The following is an 18,282-nucleotide window of genomic DNA, read 5'->3' as shown; positions in this document are numbered from 1 at the left end:
ATCATTCATCATATGTTTGCGAAGGTCAAACTAATATGGCATAGCGCGCGCATTCGCCCAAATATAATTGGTCCCGCAAGTCTATCTGCAGGGACAGGGCAGAGGGAGAGGAAGAACCGATGCTGGCAACCGCCACCCAGCGCAATGCGACGCGCTACGCTTTTATTGCCGCATTTGGCGGTTTTGTTTTTGGTCTCGACGCCGCCAATCTATCAGGCGCGATCCGTTATATCAGCGCGTTGTTCGAACTCGATTCGTTCGAGGTCGGACTGGTTGCGACCTGCTCAATCGTCGGGGTTATCGTCGCGCTCTTTTTCACCGGCTGGTTGTGCGAACGCTTCGGACGCAAAAAAATCCTGCTCGGTATCGCGCTCGCCTATTCGCTGTCATCCATCCTTTCCGCGCTCGCCGTCAACTTCGAAATGCTCGTAATCGGGCGGTTTATCGGCGGCGTCGCTTTCGCGTCGATCACGGTTTCAGCCATGTATATTGGAGAGATCGCACCAGCCGAGCAGCGCGGACGCTTCGTATCGTTGTCGCAACTCCTCATCGTGCTCGGCAGTCTCGTGGCCTTTGTGGTCAATTATTTTTTGATAAAAACACTGCCCGAATCGGCTTTATTCACCGAGCAGAATGTTTGGCGCTTCATGCTCGGTTTCGAATTGATCGCGAACGTGATCTGGGTCGCAGGTCTCCTCACTGTGCCCGAATCACCGCGCTGGTTGATGGCCAAGGGTAAGCAAGACGAGGCTCTCGGCGTCTTCCGCTGCACGATTCCCGACCACCAGATTCCTGCAACGATTGCCGATGTCGAATCGAGCATCATCGAAGAATCGCGGCATCACCCTATCGCCCAGCTTCGGGAGTTTCTAAGCCGTCCCTATGGCTATGTCATCGCGATTGGCACTGTCTATGCGATCGTCCAGGGCGCTACAGGCATGAATGCTGTCCTCTTCTTCGCTCCGATGGTGTTCGAGCAGATCGGCATGAGCGTCGAGGATAGTTTCTTTCAGACCATCATTCTCGGAGCCACGGCCGTTTTGGGGACGATTATCGCGATCCTGTTCATCGAGAAATTGGGACGTCGCTTCCTGACCATTGCCGGCCTTACTCTTATTTTCCTTGCGCACCTGTCAACCTGGCATGGTTTTGACAGCGCCAAATACAGGATCGACGACAATGCGATTGCGGCAATCGCAGAGCAAGGCGTCGATGCGAGCAAGCTGGCTCCGTTGTCCGGAACGACCTATGACAGTGACGTCGCGCTCAAACGCGATCTGGCATCAGTCTATTCGAAGCGGGAATTACCGCTGGTTACAGGACCGGTGATCAATTCGACAATCGACATCAATCCGGTCTTCGTGTTGTTCGGAATTTTCGCTTTCTATGCGGCGTTCAACCTCTCGATCGGCCCTATTATGTGGGTCATTTTCTCCGAAATCTTTCCCAATGCCGTACGCAGCGTCGCAATGCCTTTCGTTGCACTCATACAAACAATCGCAGGCTTCATGATTTCCTATTTCTTCCCCTGGCAGCTCGAGAATTTCGGCGCTGCCTCGACCTTCCTGATTTTCGCCATTATCGCGGGGATTGGCGTTGCAGTGATGGCTTTCATCCTGCCCGAGACGAAGGGCAAGTCGATCGAGCAGCTTGAGCGCGAGCTCGTCAAAGCCTAATCCAATTTCCAACGATTCTGCATGACAGCAGTCAGGGAGAAACACTATGCCGGGACGGCTCGAAGGTCGCATCGCCATCATTACAGGAGGGGCCGATGGAATCGGCCGCGCCATCAGCGATCTTTTCGCGTCCGAAGGCGCACGCGTCTGCATTGCCGACCAAAATGAAGAACTTGGGATGCAAGTTAGTGCAGACATCTCCAGCAGCGGCGGCAGCGTCCATTTCGTCCGCACCGATATCGCTGATGTCGGAAGCATCAGGCAGATGGTCGACGAAACATGCACTCGCTTAGGCGAACCGGACATTCTCATCAACAATGCGGGGTATATCAGCTTCACCGACGACCCGGTCGAGGCGACCCCCGAAACATGGCGTCATATTTTTCAAGTCAATCTAGAGGGCATGTGGGAGTGCAGCCGCGCCGTTCTGCCCTATATGCGCAAGGCGCAGAAAGGCTCGATTGTCAATCTCGGGTCGGTGCATTCCTTCCAGATTGTATCGGGCCATTTCCCCTATGCTGTGACCAAGCATGGCGTAATCGGTCTGACGCGAAGTCTTGCGGTCGAATATGGCCATGAGAATGTCCGCGTGAACGCGCTGTGTCCCGGAATGGTCGAAACGCCGACTGCACTGCGCAGCTGGGCGGCGAGCGAAGACCCAGAAAGCATCCGCAAGGCTGTCGGAGCGATCCATCCGCTGGGACGCAACGCAAGTCCCATGGAAATGGCCTATCCCGCGCTCTTTCTAGCGAGCGACGAGTCAAGCTTCATGACCGGACAATCGCTGATCGTCGATGGCGGTCGATCGGCCTTTTACTCCGATTGATCGGTCGTTCCGTCAGCTTTCCAGTCCCACGGCGTCTCAAATGCATCGCGCGCGGGTTTACGATACCGGTCCATGCGATCGGTATCATATTCCTCATACTTCTGATCGAGCATCCATAGCGGGCGCTGTTGCGTCAGTTCCCATTCGAAAAGCCGCTTGAACATTTCGTGCAGCCGATCGGGAAAACGCGCCGCAATATCGTGCTGCTCTCCCTCGTCATGTGTGAGGTCAAAGAGTTGTGCTGGTCGATCGGCAAAACGAATGAGCTTCCATTCGCCATCGAGCACAGCTGCCCGGACGTCCTTTTTCCAAAAGAGATAGCGGTGCGGCGATGTCTGCCCCGCCGTGCCGACATAGGGAAGGATATTGGTGCCATCGACATTCCGGAGCATAGTCGTATCGCCGCCCGCCGCCGCAAAGAAGGTTGGCAACAGATCCATCGTACTCACCGGCTGGTCATAATCGACTCCGCCGGGCAGACGGGCTGGCCAGCTTAACAGAAATGGCACTCTGATACCGCCCTCAAGATGGTTTGATTTTGTGCCTGCGAGCGGCCAGTTGAGCGACCCATTCTTGTCGGTCGGCCCGCCATTATCATTGGTGAATACGACGATCGTGTTATCGCTCAGCCCGTGCCTTTTGAGCGACGTCATCACCTCCCCGATCGCCCGGTCCATCGACAGCATCATCGCCGCGTAGGTCTTGCGCTTCCCGCTGAGCGAGGGGAAACGCGCAAGATCCTGCTCTGTCGCCTCCATCGGCGTGTGCGGTGCGTTAAAGGCAAGATAGATGAAGAACGGTTTGTCGGCATTGCGATCGATAAAACCGGCCGCTTCGTCGCCTAGCTGGTCGGTCAGATAGCGCCTCGGCTCCTCAAGCTTGCCGAAGCCCCTCTCCATCAGCTTGTCGCGCGCGACTCCTGCATCGTCCGAGCGATAGGCAAAATAACTACGATCACCGCCGCGAAACCCATAAAATTCGTCGAAGCCGCGATTGAGCGGATGGTAGCGGTCGGCATCACCCAAATGCCATTTCCCATACATCGCGGTACGATAACCGCGGCTTTTGAGCAGTTCCGCCATCGTCGTTTCGCCGAGCGGCAAGCCCATATCATCGCCCAAGAACTTTGAATTGGGGCTCATGAAGCCGGGGACATTGATCTCCTGATAGCCGAATTTCTGTTGATAGCGCCCGGTGAGTAAGCCCGCACGGGATGGCGCGCAGGTTGCATCAGTCACATAGCCACGTGTGAAACGGATCGCCTTTTTGGCGAGCGCATCGAGGTTGGGAGTCACAATGTCCTGCGCGCCCTGAAAGCCGAAATCATGATAGCCTGCATCGTCAGAAAAAATGAGAATGATGTTCGGTCGTTCATCGCGCGATTCGGGTTGAGCCTGAGCTGCGGGCGAAGCTGACACTGTCGCGAGCATCGTTGCGCAGAGGGATAGGGTTTTCCTGATCATCGATAGAGTTCGCTCTTTGTTGGGGTTGGGATATGGCCGCAGGGCGGGGCGGCACTAGATCAACGGATCTTCGCCAAATTCGAGGTTGAGCCTTCGGACAGCGTCTTCGAGCAATTTGCTCGTTAGCTTCTCGGCCTTTGCCCCGTCGCGTTTCTCGATGGCATTAGCTACATCCCGGTGGAACGGGATGGAAGCGCCATTTTCGCGCGGATCCTTATTGGTGATCCGCACGCTAATGAGTAGCGCCGAATAGGTCACGCCTTCAATCGCGGCGATGAACTCATTATGTGCAGCATGAAGAATTGCCTTGTGAAACAGGGCATCGGCAATGATGAAACGCTCTGCTGATCCCTGCTCTTCGGCCATGCGGTCACAGGCAAGTTGAATGTCCTGAATTTCGTCATCGGTCGCCCGTTCAGCTGCCCAACGCGCGGCCTTGGGTTCTATCGCCAGACGGATCTCGGCTAGCTGTGCGAGGAATTGCTTGCGTGGCGGCGCGGAGAGGTGCCACGCCATCACATCGTCATCGAGCAGTTTCCAGTTGTTGCGCGCGCGCACATGGGTGCCGATACCGCGGCGGACCGACAACATGCCCTTCTCGACGAGGATCTTCACGGCCTCGCGTACAACGACACGGCTTACCGCATAGCGTTCGGCCAGCGAATTTTCGTCCTCGATCAGTTCGCCGGGCTGAAATGTGCCGGCGACGATCCGCCTCCCCATCTCGCGCGCCATCTGGGCCGGAAGGCTCAACCGAACATTGGGCGTGTCCTTAAGATCATAATAGACGAGTTCGCTCATAATATCTCCACTAAACTAACTCGCTCACCCTATCACATAGATATGATGTTTGTATTGGCCTTATATTGCTTCTATAATTACTCGCGGCTCGGCCGCGCCGCATACCGCTCCTGGAAAACATAATGTGTTACCATGCGCGACCGGATCATCGGAGCGCGCATCGAGACCGATTGCCGCCGTCGTTACAAACAGGTCCGAAAACGTCCTGCCACCAAAGGCAGGACAGGTCGCGCGCGGTGTTCGCGTCTCGAGCCGCTCGACGGGCGCGCCTTCTGGACTGATGCGCAGCACTGCCGAGCCGTCGAAGATCGCGCACCAGAGATGCCCTTCACGATCGACAATCGCGCCGTCGACCGTAATATCGCTCGCAGAATAGTCGAGAAACAGCTCGGGCCTAGCCATCGGCCAACCATCGCCGTCGAGGGCCAGGCGCCAAGTTTTCCGCAGCGCCGAGTCGGTGAAATAGGCGAGTTGACGCGCGCGATCAAAACAGAGCCCGTTGGGAATGCTGATCAGGTCGATCAGCCGGCGAAGTTCGCCACGATAGAAGCGATAGATGCCGCCTGCTTCCTCCTCACCTTCCTTGCCCATGGTTCCGACCCAAAAGCCGCCCCACGGATCGCTCCGGCCGTCGTTACTCCGTGTTGCCGGATTCTCCGCTTCGATCGAGCAGATCGGCGTCCGCGTCCAATCAGCGATAGCAAGTTGGTAAAGGCCGGTTTCGCTCGCGAGCAACATGGTTTCGCGATCGATCCAGCCAAGCGCCGAGATCATTTCGTCGAAACGCTGCTCGCGCGTTCCCTCCGCGCCACGCACCATTAATGTACGCTCGTGGATATCGACCCAAAACAGCTCGCAACGTTCGGGATGCCATATGGGCGTCTCGCCAAGCCCGCAGCGACGTTCGTCGAAAACCCGGGGCGATGCGATATCGACGCTGCCTGTCATTTCGACTTGGTCCGCTCGACAAGCAATGCCAGCTTATCCGCTGCAGGATCGTCGATGGCTTTGAGGCGAGCGAGCAATCGCTGCCGCAATCCGGATAACGTGACGGTATGATGCGGAGAGTTGATCAGATTGACGGTTTCACCGGGGTCAGTCTTCAGGTCATAAAGCTCGTCGAGTGAGTCACCCGGGTTCCACACATATTTAAAATCGCGCGTCCGGAGCGCGCGCAGGCCGAACCAGGAGCCATTATACCATTCATAGGCGTAAAGCGCGTCGTCAGGGCCCTTGTAGGCGGCGCGACCATCAATAATCCCGGCAAGCGACTGACCGTCTATTGGCTTGTCCGGCGTTAGTCCCATCCAGTCGAACAGAGTAGCCGGAATGTCGATAAGCGATACATGATGGTTGACGATGTGGGGAGCAGCATCGGGGTCGCGCATCAGCAACGGAATACGCATCAGTTCATCATAGGCATAGGCCGACTTGTCATAAAGACCGTGCTCCCCGATCATGCTCCCCTGATCACCCAGCAGGACGATGTGAAGATCGTCATAAATGCCTTTCTCCTTTGCCGTGCGAATGAGATCGCCGACCGCGCGGTCGATCATCGCCACCGCACCATAATATTTCGCCCGTGCCTCACGCCAGTCATGGTCAGTCATGTGACCAACATCGTGCCATGGCCACAAGGCATATTCCTGGCTCAGAGGCGTATTGATTCGCGGCGCGAGGTAATTGGATGGAAGCTTTAACTTGTCAGGATCGAACATCGAGGCATAGGGTTCAGGCACACGATAAGGCGGGTGCGGCTGCTGGAAACTCACGACGGCAAGAAATGGCTTATCGTCACGCGCGACCTGGCTAAGGAATTCCTGTCCCTTCCGCACTTTCTCTGCGGTAAAGCTCGTCTCATAGCTGCCCGGCAGCGTTTCATAATATTGATGCTTCTCTTCCCCCGCGTCGCGCTCGCCAGCTTGATATCGCCGAACGGCGGCAAGCGACTCACGCGGTGTATAGGGTTTAAGGGCAGCTTCTTCCTCGACAAAGGCTTCGACATAATCGGCGCCACGGATTTGCGGTCCGCGCTCGCCGAGATGCCACTTTCCGACATAACCGACTCGATACCCGTTGCGACTGGCAGCGCGCAGTAAACCACCCTCATCGTCCCGGAGTTTCGCAAGCCGTGAATGCCAAAGCTCAACATTGTCATCGAGACCAGTCCGGTGCCCCCACCGACCGGTGAAAAGCGCGGCGCGAGAGGGCGAACAAAGCCCCGTCGTGCTGATCGCAAAATCGAACCGCGTCGACTGCGCTGCCAGCGCATCGATATTGGGGGTCGGAACAGGTCCGCCGCGGTAAGAGAAGCTATCAAAGCGCAGATCGTCAAAGAGCAGTATCAGAACGTTCGGCTTGCGAGCCTTTGCGTCCGTCGGTGATGACGCCTTGGGGATGTCCGCGGTAGCCACTGTCCGCGGCTCTTTTGCCGGCGCAACCGCGCAGGCACCAAGCGCAAGACAGCAAGCGAGCGCACGTATTATCATTGTTCAGGACCCTTCCCATTCATTGTAGATGGCGATCGCGCTGCGCTTCGCCATTTGGCTGTTCCACCGCTGCCAGGCCGCATCGAGTTCGCGCGTGCGCTGTTTCTGGTCGTTTCGAAGGTTTTTTTGTTCTCCAATATCGTTTGACAGATCGAACAGCGATTGCTCATCCCGATATGCGACCAGCTTGTCACTGCCGTCGATCGCGGCGCGGCGACCGATCCGCATATTGTCGCGCGTGTCGGCCGGGTAGCGCCAGAAAAGCTGCTGGTGCGGGGCTTCGCCCTTTTTCGCGCCCGTCAGATAGGGAATGAGATTGACTCCATCGAGTGCGTGCCCAGCCGGGATATTGATCCCGTTTACGCCTGCCGCAGTCGCGGCGATGTCGAGCGAGCTTACGCTATACGGATAATTGATTCCTGCCGGAATCCGCCCTGTCCAGCGTATCGCGAAAGGAACACGAACCCCGCCTTCGAACAGGTCGCCCTTTCCACCTCGCAGAGGTAAATTGATCGAGCCGTTGCGGGCACGCACGAGCGGTCCGCCATTATCCGAGAGAAAGAAGATGATCGTATCGTCAGCAAGACCGAGTTCGTCGATCCGATCAAGTAGCTCTCCGACCCCGTCATCGACAGCGCTAATCATCGCCGCATAGGTCCGGCGACGCTCATCGGTGATGTGCTGGAAGCGGTCGAGATATTTTTTGGTCGCCTGCATTGGCGTGTGGGGCGCATTATAGGCAAGGTAAAGAAAGAACGGCTTTTCCTTGTGGCGATCGACGAAATCAACGGCATGCTCCGACAACCAGTCGGTCAGATAGCCCGATGTCGGGATTTGCACTCGCCCGGCCATCAGCCAGCTGTCGTAGAGCTGCCCCCCGTTCTTAGCTTCCTTGATCGGGATATTCCGCAGCCGGTCTAGGAAATAATTGTGGCCGCCGTTGGGGAAGCCGTAGAATTCGTCAAACCCGCGCTCGAAGGGATGGAATTGTTCATGATTGCCCATATGCCATTTGCCCAGAGCTGCACTCGTATAACCCGCTTCATCGAGAATGTCGGCTATGGTATGTTCGGTGAGCGGAAGGCCGGCGGTCGGATCGAGCGGATTTTCGCTGATGTTGAGGTCGTAACCAAAGCGCGACTGGTAGCGACCGGTCAGTAATCCGGCGCGGCTTGGACCACATACAGGAAAGCTCACATAACCGCGATCGAAACGCACTCCTTCGTTTGCGATGCGATCGATATTGGGAGTCGGAATCTCGGTCGAACCATTGAAACCGACGTCAGCATAGCCTTGGTCGTCGGTAAGAATGACGATGATGTTTGGCGGGCGATGGTTCGCATGGGGAGCAAGCACAGCGGCTTGCGATACAGACGCCGGCTTCACTGCTTCGTTTTCGGAGGCCGAACAGCCAGCGAGCCCTATAAAGGCGAAGGTGATTAGGCCCCAAAATGATAAATTTGTTATCTCGCTCATACGCTCACTCCACTCACTCTGCCGGTATCAGTGACAGTTCGTCGAAAAAATAGGTTCCACTGGCCCGTCCGTCCTTGTTGACGAGTGTGATGCGCAGCCGGTCATTCGCACCTGACGCTGATGCGCGCGATAGCCTGATCGGCAAATTCACCCATTGCCCAGACGGCAAGCGGGAGAGATCGATGAGCGGCGACTGATACCAAGGTTCGTCTAGGCCGAACTGGACCATTGCGCGTCCCTCGCCGACAGGCACATAAACGCGAATGTTGAGGATAAAATCCCCTGCGTCGGTCTGTACCGATCCGAATGGCGCGAACACTGTGAGCCTACCCTTGGGTGCCTTGTCTGCCACCAGTCGAAGACTGCGTTTGCCTCCGTAATATTGCCCGTTCTCGACGATTTCAAAATGCTTCGCTGCGGCGCCATCGAAATACCAATCCTGGCGCCATTCTTCTTTGTTGCGGAGTTTTTCAGAATTGCCGGCTGGCTTGTGCCCATATGTAAAGAGCGGACCCTCAAAGCCAAAGAAGGCCCGATCGAGACGCTCGGAGACGCGCTTCTGCCAGACCCGCACATAATCAACTTCATAATCGGCCGGAAGCTCGGTGTCGTGCGGATATCCCAGCCAGGCGAAAATCTCGGAATCGAAGTAAAGCTGCAATGGATTGGTAAGCACCCAACCTTCACCGATTTCGGCGCGGGTCGTCTCGCGGACGAGTTGCCCGTCGACATAGAATCGCAGATATGCCGGATCCCATTCGACGCCGTAAACATGAAAATCATCCGCAACCCGAAATCCAAGCTTATGTTTGAAATTATAAACCTTGTTGAGCGGGACGCCGTCGGCAGCAAATTTGCCTGGTCGCCAATCGTGAATCGCCGCGTTGAGCGTGTCTTCTTCGATCCCGCCGTCACTCTTTTTCGGCCGCCCCATTTGCTCGTAGATATCGAGTTCGGATTCATACCCGAGCGTCCAGAAGGCGCTCGTCATTGCAGCATCGGCTGCCTTGGACCGGACCTCCATATAGCCGTATAGAAAGCGTCGGTTGCCTATCACGCCGCCGGTAGTGACTGGCGCTACGGGATCACCATAGCGCATTCCTCCCTGCGACTCGTCTGCAAAGTCAAAGCCGGGCTCCCATTTCGAGCGGATCTTGAGTTTTCCGTCCTCGACGCGAACATTTTCGGGAACATATTGGGATGGTGCCCGCCCCTTCCAGCCGTTGAACCCGCCACCTCGCCCTTGCACACTCCACTTGTCATGATCGATATCTTCGCCATCGAATTCGTCTGACACCAAGCGATTGAGTACCCAGCCGCCGCTATTCGACGGATCGGACAAAGGGGCTGGACCGCTCGCCCAGACAGCACTCCCTATTCCTATGATATTCGCGCTGATTAGCGCCACCAAGGCCCGCACGCTCCACAGAATATGTCCGCGCCTGTCTCGCATCATGCGATTCCCGCCGACGCAAGCGCGGTGCTGACTCGTTTGACTGCAAAATAGTCGTCCAGCGCCAGATGCGAGCAGTCGACTCCAATCCCCGATTGCTTCAGACCGCCGTGCGGGAGGTTGATCGCATATTTGACGCCATTGACCTGGACCTCGCCAAAGCGCAATGCGCGAGCGCACCGACGCGCACGCTCCGGATCGGCCGTAAAGACATAAGCGGTGAGTCCGGCATCGGTTTCATTCGCTGCCGCCAGCATCTCCTTCTCATCCTCGGGTGATTCCATCAAAGTGACGACGGGGCCGAATACCTCCTCGCGCGCAATACGCATATCGGCCGACACCTGACGCAGGACGGTCGGGGCTAGGTAGGCGCCGACCTTGCATGCTTCGGGAGCGGCTCCCCCGGTCACTATTTCCGCGCCGGCAGCGGTGGCCTCGGCAATTAGCGCCTCGATACGCGTCCGCGCTCCGTGGTCAATCAACGGCCCCATCCCGATCGGCGCGTTCCGGTCGTAGCCCACGGTAACCGAACGCGCTCGCTCAGCGATTATCTGGGTCAGTTCGTCTCGGACAGCCCTCTCGGCAAAGACACGGTTGGGGGCGACGCAGATCTGGCCCGAGTTACCAAATTTCAGCGATGTGATCACATCTGCGGCAAGATCGAGATCGGCGTCGGCGAAAACCAGCACCGGGGCGTTGCCACCGAGTTCCATCGAATAGCGCTTGATCGATGTCGCGCCTGTTTGCATTACGTGAATGCCAGTCGCTGTCGATCCGATCAGCGTGAGCAATGCGGGGATTGGCGACGAGGAAATGCGGTCGCCGATCATCGCGTCGTCACCTCCCACGATGTTCACGACGCCGACCGGCAACCCGATTTCGTGACATATTTGCCCCACCATATAGGCGGATAGCGGGGTTTTTGCCGATGGCTTGATCACGATCGGGCACCCTGATGCGAGCGCCGGCCCAAGTTTGTAAGCGAGGTTCAACAGTGGGAAATTCCAAGCGAGGAAAGCGCCTACGACGCCAATGGGCTCGCGTATGATTTCGTGGCTGTGCGTTCCTTCGCGGTCTTCGATCAGCGTGATGTCGAGCGAGCGAGCGAGCCCGGCATAATATTCGAGACTGTCGAGCAGCATCGAAAAATCCTCGCCCGTCGCTCCCCATGGTTTCCCCATTTCGCGGTGAACGAGGCTGCGAAGCCGGTCCTCTTTCCCGGAGATCGCATCTCGCAGCCGGTCCATCCAGTCAGCTCGTTCATGCCCGCTCAGTGCCGACCAGAGCGGAAAGGCATTCGAGGCCGCCTCGAGTGCCTCGTCAACCTTCTGCATCGACGCCGTAGCGATGCGCCCGACGACCTGATCAGTGGCCGGATTAACGACATCAAGCAACTTGTCCGAGCCCACCAAGTGACCAGCAATATATAGGGGAAAAGCCTCACCCGTCATTCCATCTCCCGCGGTCGTTCCGCCTGTTTGTCGTGGTCGGCAATGGCCTCAAAGCATTTGACCTCACCGGTACACAGTTATAGTATCTGGTAAAACATCATATGTTTCGAGAGTCAACGAGCATTTGGGAGAATGGGTATGAAAAACCATGCTGGCCGCCGGGTAATGGTAACGGCCATGCTCGGTATAGTAGGTTTGGCCGGTATCGCTGCTGGTGCCTGGGCACTCTTGCCAGCCAATCACCGGCCCAACGCAACAGTAGCGCGGCAATGTACATCCCCGATGCCTGCTTATGCGCGAATCGCACCTGGAACCTTCATGATGGGACAGGAGGATGTATATGCGGGCGAGGGTCCGATGCGCAGCGTCTCCGTCAACGGCTTCTGGATCGACCGGACCGAGGTGACAACCGCCGCCTTTGCTCGATTCGTCGCGGCCACAAATTATGTCACGGTGGCGGAACAACCGGTTGATCCTGCTCAGTTTCCGGTACCCGCCGATGCAATCCCTCCGGATATGCTCAAACCTGGCTCCGCTGTGTTCACCGCCCCCGATCGCCCGTCGAACAATTATGCGGACTGGTGGGAATATCGCCCCGGCGCGAATTGGCGCAAACCGCTTGGTCCTCAAGGCGCTGATGCCCAACCCGACCGACCGGTCGTGCATCTCGCCTACGCCGACATGGAGGCTTATGCGCGCTGGCGCGGAGGACGCTTGCCGAGCGAGGCCGAATGGGAATATGCTGCGCGCGCCGGCCATGCCAATTATACCGCGCAGCCCAGCGAAGCGAACAGCTGGCAAGGTGTTTTTCCAGTCAAAGATTTCGCGACCGACGGTTTCGGGGGCGTCGCTCCGGTCGGATGCTATGCTGCGAACGATTGGGGCCTCTATGACATGATCGGCAATGTGTGGGAGGTGACGAGCGATTATTATGCGCCCGGCCACGACCCCGAAAGACCCGCCCGTAACCCACAGGGCCCCTCTGAAAGCGAAGCCTTCGACCCTGCCAATCCGGGGCATGCTTCGCGTGTAATGAAAGGCGGCTCCTATTTGTGCGCTCCCAATTACTGCCAGCGGTATCGTCCGGCTGCGCGTACCGGCCGCGACCCGGGGCTCGGTGCGAGCAATGTCGGGTTCCGGCTGGTCTATGACAGCGAGGAAGCGGCCAGCCATGAAAAATAAAGCCTCGCGTCGCGGGTCACCTTTGCGGCGGCCATGTTTATGATCTCAAGGCGTTCTCTGCTCGCCGCCACTGCGGTTGCGCCCTTTTTGGGCAGCGAAACAACATCTTCAGCTTCGGTATCCGCGCTCGTGGATCTCGCCGGAACTTCGATTCTGATCACCGGTTGTTCGAGCGGCTTCGGCTATTTAGGAGCGCTGCACTATGCACGGTCCGGTGCGACAGTCATTGCCACCATGCGCAATCTTCCGCGTCCAGAAGCCGATCAAATTCGTGCAATCGCCGCCAAGGAATCCCTGACGCTTCACATTGCAGAAATCGACGTACTTGACGAGATGAGCGTCGCCCACGGGGTCAGCGAGGCGCAGCGCATTATTGGCGGCGTACCAGACGTCCTGATTAACAACGCCGGAATCGCAATTGTCGGACCACTCGAAGCGCAGGACATAACAGCCACGCGGCTAATCTATGAAACAAATGTCTTTGGTTACCAACGCATGATCCGTGCAATTTTGCCGGGGATGCGAAAGCGCCGGCGGGGCCATATCGTCAACATGTCGTCACAGTCAGGACGACTCGTCTGGCCGGGGCTCGGCCATTATTGTCCCACGAAATTCGCGATCGAGGCCATGTCCGATACGCTCGCCTACGAGCTGGCCGATCAGGGCGTGGACGTGACCTGCGTCCAGCCTGGCAGTTACCCAACCCATCTCTGGCAGAATCGCGAACGACTGACGAAAGCTCTGAAGGACCGCTCCGACATCGCCCACCTCGAAGGCTATGGCGCGATAAGTTCAGACATGGGGTCGGGTCGCATCACCGAACCGCCCGGCGATCCGGCAGAGGTTGTTGAGGCGATAGCCCGCGCCATTACTACCCCCGCGGGTCACCGCCCGCTGCGCCTGATGCTTGGTCACTGGGGCAATCCACAGGCACCGATCAATGCCGTCAGCCGCGATGTCCATCTCGCCTTTTTGCGCAACACTCCCTTTGGCGAAGCGGCACGGCGCGTCCAACGCGATTAGGGTCAGCCCCCTAGGCGCCGCGACAGCACTATTTGTCAGTCGACCTTCAGCAACAGCACGCCATTGCGGTCGATCGGGAATTGCGATCCCAGCTTCTTGCCCGTCATAAGATTGGTCGCATCGAGCGCGCGTCCATTTCGCGCTTCCAGCCGCAAGGAAGCCGGATTCTTTCCTATATTGAGCGCATTGACGAGCCAACTGCCGTCTGACTGACGCACCGCGCGCCATGTGACGCCCTTGTGAGACGTGCCATTCTCCTCGACAAGGCGAACTTCGGATAGTGCGGGTTTGACGGCTTCTAGCGCCGTCTGCTTGATCGTTTCAAGGTCGGCGCCCTCGTCCATGATAACGAGCTTGCCCGCACTCTCGCGGAGCTTTGTTGCGCGTCGCTTTCCATATTCATCCATCGACAGGCTCTGAGGACTGTCGAAAATGACGGTGCCTCCACCATCGAGATAGGACTGAAGTGCGGCAAACTCGGCGTCGGTCACATATTCGGTGCGATAAACGATGATCGCATCCCACTGGCGATTGTCCTGTTTCGTAATGATCTTCCGCGTAGCGAAGCCGACTGGAAACCCTTCGAAAAACAGCTTTTCATAGAGGTTGAACTGCTCGCTCATATGGGTGCGCTTGTTGATCGCCGACGTCTCGGAATAGAATAGCCGGATTGGTCGCCGCTGCTGACGCAGCGCGATGACTTCCTCGGAAAAGCTGTTGAGGTCCATCATCACCTGTGTGACCGCGTTCGCGACCTGCGGTTGCTGGTTAACCGAGCCAACAAACGACCCGGCAAGCGCCGGATCGAAGAAGTTGAGCTCGCCCTCGAGACGGTCTTCGAATGAACCGTCGGGGTCGCGCGCCCAGAACCAGCCGAGGTTGGCATCCATTCCCTGCAGCGTCGCGAGCCAGTAGACGCTGCGCACATATTCAGGAGTCATGTCCATCTTGCGGAACCATGATGTCGAAAGGAAGTGCGATTCCGAGTTGAAGTGCAGCTTGTCAGGCGCGACCGATTCCAGGAAGTCGTAGGACATGCTGAGCTCTTCCCAGAAATAGGAATAATGCTCTTCCCAGGGCAGCGCTTTGGTGATGCGCAGATCCTTGCCCTCCTGCGCCTTCGCATCGTCTCCAATCATCGATGTGAGCTCGGTGAGAGCCTCTACGTCGATGCCGTGCGACCTTGTATTCTCTGTAAACATGTTCGGCATGATCTTGATGCTGGTATCAGCCCGGGGATTTGCCTTTCGCAACTCGCCTTGAATAAAGGTGAACCAGTCAACTGTGCGGTCCATATTGAAGCGAGACCAGTCATACCAGATCGGCGTTCCGCGCGTCGCGGGGTCGATCGGGATTTCAATCTCGACGGCACCGAAAGTCTTGAACGAAGTGCCCCAATTGACGTTGAGGCGCGCAACGTCGCCCGCATATTTCCGGTCGAGCCAGCTGCGAAACTTGGCAAGGGTATAGGAGGAGATTGCGTTCATCTCCTGGAAGTTCTGGCTCCAATGACCTTTCTCCGAAAACCAGTGCGGCTCGTTGGAGAGAATATAGCCGAGCTGCGTAACCTTCTTGCCGCGCGTCATCTCGCCAGTCTTGCGGGCAATTTTCCCCCAGACTTCACGCGCCAGCGGATTGTCGATGTCATAGCCTGTGAAAAGCGAGCGTCCCTTGCGCACCTCGGGCTCACGCCGCTCGACCCAATCGGGAATTCCCATATTCCAATAGATGAGGAACCCGACATTGGTGTCGGGAATTTCGGAGATATAACTGAGGCGCTCCTCGTCCCAGCTCCCGTCCTCCTTCAGCAGGAAAGAGTTGATGGCGCGATCGTGATCGACATCATAGAGACGCTGCCCTCCGTGATAGATCGCGCCAAGATAATCATTGTAGATCTGGTCGTCGGTGAGCGGACGCCCGACCGATTTCGAGAAATAGTCGTACAGAAATATTGGGCGACCGTTTGAGAAATAGGCATTGTCACCTACCTTGATATTTCCCCAGTCGACCTTGTTGACGGGCCTTCGGACAATCGCACCCGATGTCACACGATCGAGTTCGGCAATTGCGCGATCGAGCATCTGATTCACCTGTTCGCGCTGGAAATCAGGAATCTCGCGCGCCCAGCGGGCGGCATCGTCGGCGTAGGGAGGGAATTTTGAAAAGGCATATTCAACCGGCTTGGGGTTGGCTTCGTCCCAATTGGCGAACTTGAGATACTCGCGCGCGAACCAGAGGGTCGTCTCCTCCCGCGTGACATCATGCCCCGCCATCTTCGCAACAGCCATCTTGTTTTCGAGCGCTTTAATCTTGGTACGCGCCGACTGTTCAAGACCAACAGGGGCCGCGGCCTGTGGCGGCGCAACCGTTACTGCACCATCGGCAGCGCAGCCTGCCAATAATGCACTTCCAAGCAGTGCAGACGTTGTCCATAATAGCGCTCTGCGGCGACAGCTTTTGAGCGCTAGTTTCATTTTAGGTTCCCGACATTGACATAGACGCCACGCCGCAGCGCAACTGATGCAACTTCGCCATTTGTCCAACGCACTTCAGCGCTATCGATCGCTTTGCATTGGCCAAGCCCAATGTGTAGCTCAGGGTTGAAACTTTGCGAGAAAGCGGCCGATCCCGCACCGACCACGCGCAAATATGTTTGCCCGCAAGCTTTGACCGTCAGCAGAGCGCCCGGTGCCTGCGCCTCACCTGAAGGCGACTTGCCAACTCTCGCTCCGACAAAATTTGCCGGGTCTGCCGTTCGGTTGCGAAGCAATTGCCAGCGACCGCGCTCGCTCGAAATAACAAGGTCGAGCGCGCCGTCGGAATCATAATCAAACGTCTCGATCGCGCCGCCGGTCGAGCCGACATCGGGGGAAAGAATGCCGTGCTTCACAGCGCGTTCAAAACGCTTGCCGCCTCGGTTCATCAACAAGATATGCGTGTTCGCGCGTGCCATGTCACCATAGCGGAGCACCCCGATATCGGACCAGCCGTCATTGTCGAAATCTCCGACTGCCGCGCTTGTCGTCTGCTCGTCGATATTGATGCCCATCGCCTTAGTCACGTCGACGAATACCCCGTTCCTGTTTTCGAACATGCGTGCGGGAAGAGCGCGCTGTGGTTCAACGGGCTCGTCAATGTCTACTCCATGTATGGCGGCAGCGAGCCGCGACTGCACCTGGCCGCCGATCCGCCATACGCCGTTTCCGAGGTAACCAATGTAGAGCCCGCCCTCTGTTGTCCCTTCAGGCCAGCCTGCGGCATCGTCAGGGGAGATCGAGAGATCACGACCTGCGTGACGATCACTCACGTCGGCAAGCTTCGTGCGTTCCTTACCAAGATAAATGTCATAATGGGGATAGGTGCGTTGCAAATTTTCTATCTGGAGGTCGCCCACGACATTTTTGATCTCATGCATGAATGGCTTGCGAAAGCTGATGAAGGCAAAGGTACGACTCTCGGGGTCATAATATGATTCGAGGTCAAATTGATGCTCGGCACGCGTCAGGAACAGATCAAGATCGCCGTCATTATCGAAATCGATCTGTGCAACATTCGCAACGTCGCTCGTGTCCGCAAGCGCTCCGAGGATAGCATTGCTCGCATCGGTGAACCCGCCCTCGCCGTCACCGCGAAGAGCAACCATGTTCGCGCCACCATACAGAAGCATGTCCGCGCGGTCATCGCCATCAAAATCGGTTATTGCGACACGGTAGCCGAGCCATTTTGCCTGCGGTAACGTCGCTGCGAAATCGAGTTTCTCTTCCGTGACATTTCGATAGAGGTGATTGGCACCGTCCTGTTGGTCCGCGGTTGGAAAGCCGGTTACGACTAGATCGAGCAGCCCGTCATTGCCGACATCGACAAATTTCACCGCACGTCCACGCCCCTTTTCGAAATAATCGAAGCTATCGCGCGAAACGACTGTCCGGTTACGGTCGATTCGCAGATGCAACGGGCGGCGCGGATTGGCACCGTCGCCTCCACCCTGTGCGACGACAACATCCATCACGCCGTCTCGGTCGAAGTCAGCCGCTGCAAGCCCGTGCAGGTCACCCCCGGCAATCCGATGTGCCCGGCTGAACTTTCCATCTCCCTCATTCCAATAGATTGCAAGACTTCTGCCATGTTCGGTAATGATCAGATCCGGCCGTCCGTCCTGATCGACGTCGGCGATGACAGGGCTGTCCCATTTTTGCCGGCGTTCATTTTCGAACGGAATGGCATCGTCTATCGCAACGAACATTGTTCTAGGCCCAGCGCCGCCCGGGTCCACATCACGCGCTTGAGCAGCCGGATTCGACGCACCCGCCACCGCAGCCAAAGCACCACCAAACATCTTCAAGATCGCTGAAATATCAACGCTTCCAGGCCATCGCAGCATCAATGTCTCTCCATCAAGAGGCTCGATTGCCTCATTCAGAGACCGTGTAGCAGTAACATCA

At 57.1% G+C, this 18,282-nt stretch carries 13 protein-coding genes; 4 read left to right on the top strand and 9 right to left on the bottom strand.

Going from position 1 to position 18,282, the window contains the following annotated elements; all coding sequences use genetic code 11:
* Window positions 1-119: 119 nt before the first annotated feature.
* Window positions 120-1,676, top strand: a complete 1,557-nt coding sequence (locus ACR3XE_RS04430) for an MFS transporter (protein ID WP_473698814.1) — start codon at window positions 120-122, stop codon at window positions 1,674-1,676.
* A gap of 46 nt (window positions 1,677-1,722) precedes the next feature.
* Window positions 1,723-2,502: a glucose 1-dehydrogenase gene (locus ACR3XE_RS04425; protein WP_473698815.1), complete on the top strand. Its 780-nt coding sequence runs from the start codon at window positions 1,723-1,725 to the stop codon at window positions 2,500-2,502.
* Here ACR3XE_RS04425 and ACR3XE_RS04420 read toward each other — a convergent pair.
* From ACR3XE_RS04420 to ACR3XE_RS04390, 7 genes are all read right to left on the bottom strand, one after another.
* Entirely contained in the window at window positions 2,490-3,965 is a 1,476-nt protein-coding gene (locus ACR3XE_RS04420; RefSeq protein ID WP_473698816.1) for a sulfatase-like hydrolase/transferase, read from the bottom strand. The genes ACR3XE_RS04425 and ACR3XE_RS04420 overlap by 13 nt on opposite strands.
* A gap of 54 nt (window positions 3,966-4,019) precedes the next feature.
* Window positions 4,020-4,766, bottom strand: a complete 747-nt coding sequence (locus tag ACR3XE_RS04415) for a FadR/GntR family transcriptional regulator (protein ID WP_473698817.1) — start codon at window positions 4,764-4,766, stop codon at window positions 4,020-4,022.
* Window positions 4,767-4,826: 60 nt separating this feature from the next.
* Window positions 4,827-5,714 (bottom strand): SMP-30/gluconolactonase/LRE family protein, encoded by an 888-nt coding sequence (locus ACR3XE_RS04410; RefSeq protein ID WP_473698818.1) that lies wholly within the window; start codon window positions 5,712-5,714, stop codon window positions 4,827-4,829.
* Window positions 5,711-7,180, bottom strand: a complete 1,470-nt coding sequence (locus ACR3XE_RS04405) for a sulfatase-like hydrolase/transferase (protein WP_473698819.1) — start codon at window positions 7,178-7,180, stop codon at window positions 5,711-5,713. Before ACR3XE_RS04405 ends, ACR3XE_RS04410 begins: the two co-directional genes overlap by 4 nt.
* Before the next feature lie 78 nt (window positions 7,181-7,258).
* Window positions 7,259-8,641: a sulfatase-like hydrolase/transferase gene (locus ACR3XE_RS04400; protein WP_473698820.1), complete on the bottom strand. Its 1,383-nt coding sequence runs from the start codon at window positions 8,639-8,641 to the stop codon at window positions 7,259-7,261.
* A gap of 103 nt (window positions 8,642-8,744) precedes the next feature.
* Window positions 8,745-10,073, bottom strand: coding sequence for a family 16 glycosylhydrolase (locus tag ACR3XE_RS04395; protein ID WP_473698821.1), 1,329 nt, complete (start codon window positions 10,071-10,073; stop codon window positions 8,745-8,747).
* Window positions 10,074-10,183: 110 nt separating this feature from the next.
* Entirely contained in the window at window positions 10,184-11,635 is a 1,452-nt protein-coding gene (locus tag ACR3XE_RS04390) for an aldehyde dehydrogenase family protein (RefSeq protein WP_473698822.1), read from the bottom strand.
* A 132-nt stretch (window positions 11,636-11,767) separates the two neighbouring features.
* Between ACR3XE_RS04390 and ACR3XE_RS04385 the strand changes: the two genes are divergently transcribed.
* Window positions 11,768-12,817, top strand: coding sequence for a formylglycine-generating enzyme family protein (locus tag ACR3XE_RS04385; protein WP_486185937.1), 1,050 nt, complete (start codon window positions 11,768-11,770; stop codon window positions 12,815-12,817).
* A 39-nt stretch (window positions 12,818-12,856) separates the two neighbouring features.
* Window positions 12,857-13,840 (top strand): SDR family oxidoreductase, encoded by a 984-nt coding sequence (locus tag ACR3XE_RS04380; RefSeq protein ID WP_473698824.1) that lies wholly within the window; start codon window positions 12,857-12,859, stop codon window positions 13,838-13,840.
* A gap of 35 nt (window positions 13,841-13,875) precedes the next feature.
* Here the strand turns inward: ACR3XE_RS04380 and ACR3XE_RS04375 are convergent, their stop codons facing one another.
* The gene (locus tag ACR3XE_RS04375; protein WP_473698825.1) at window positions 13,876-16,239 is read right to left on the bottom strand and encodes an alpha-amylase family protein; all 2,364 of its coding nucleotides are present in this window, start codon (window positions 16,237-16,239) and stop codon (window positions 13,876-13,878) included.
* A 71-nt stretch (window positions 16,240-16,310) separates the two neighbouring features.
* The gene (locus tag ACR3XE_RS04370) at window positions 16,311-18,083 is read right to left on the bottom strand and encodes a CRTAC1 family protein (RefSeq protein WP_473698826.1); all 1,773 of its coding nucleotides are present in this window, start codon (window positions 18,081-18,083) and stop codon (window positions 16,311-16,313) included.
* Window positions 18,084-18,282: the final 199 nt, after the last annotated feature.

The sequence above is a fragment of the Sphingopyxis sp. 10G20-10 genome (assembly GCF_057365075.1).
The sequence above is the reverse complement of the archived record's forward strand: the minus strand, read 5'-3'. Positions and strand labels throughout refer to the sequence as shown.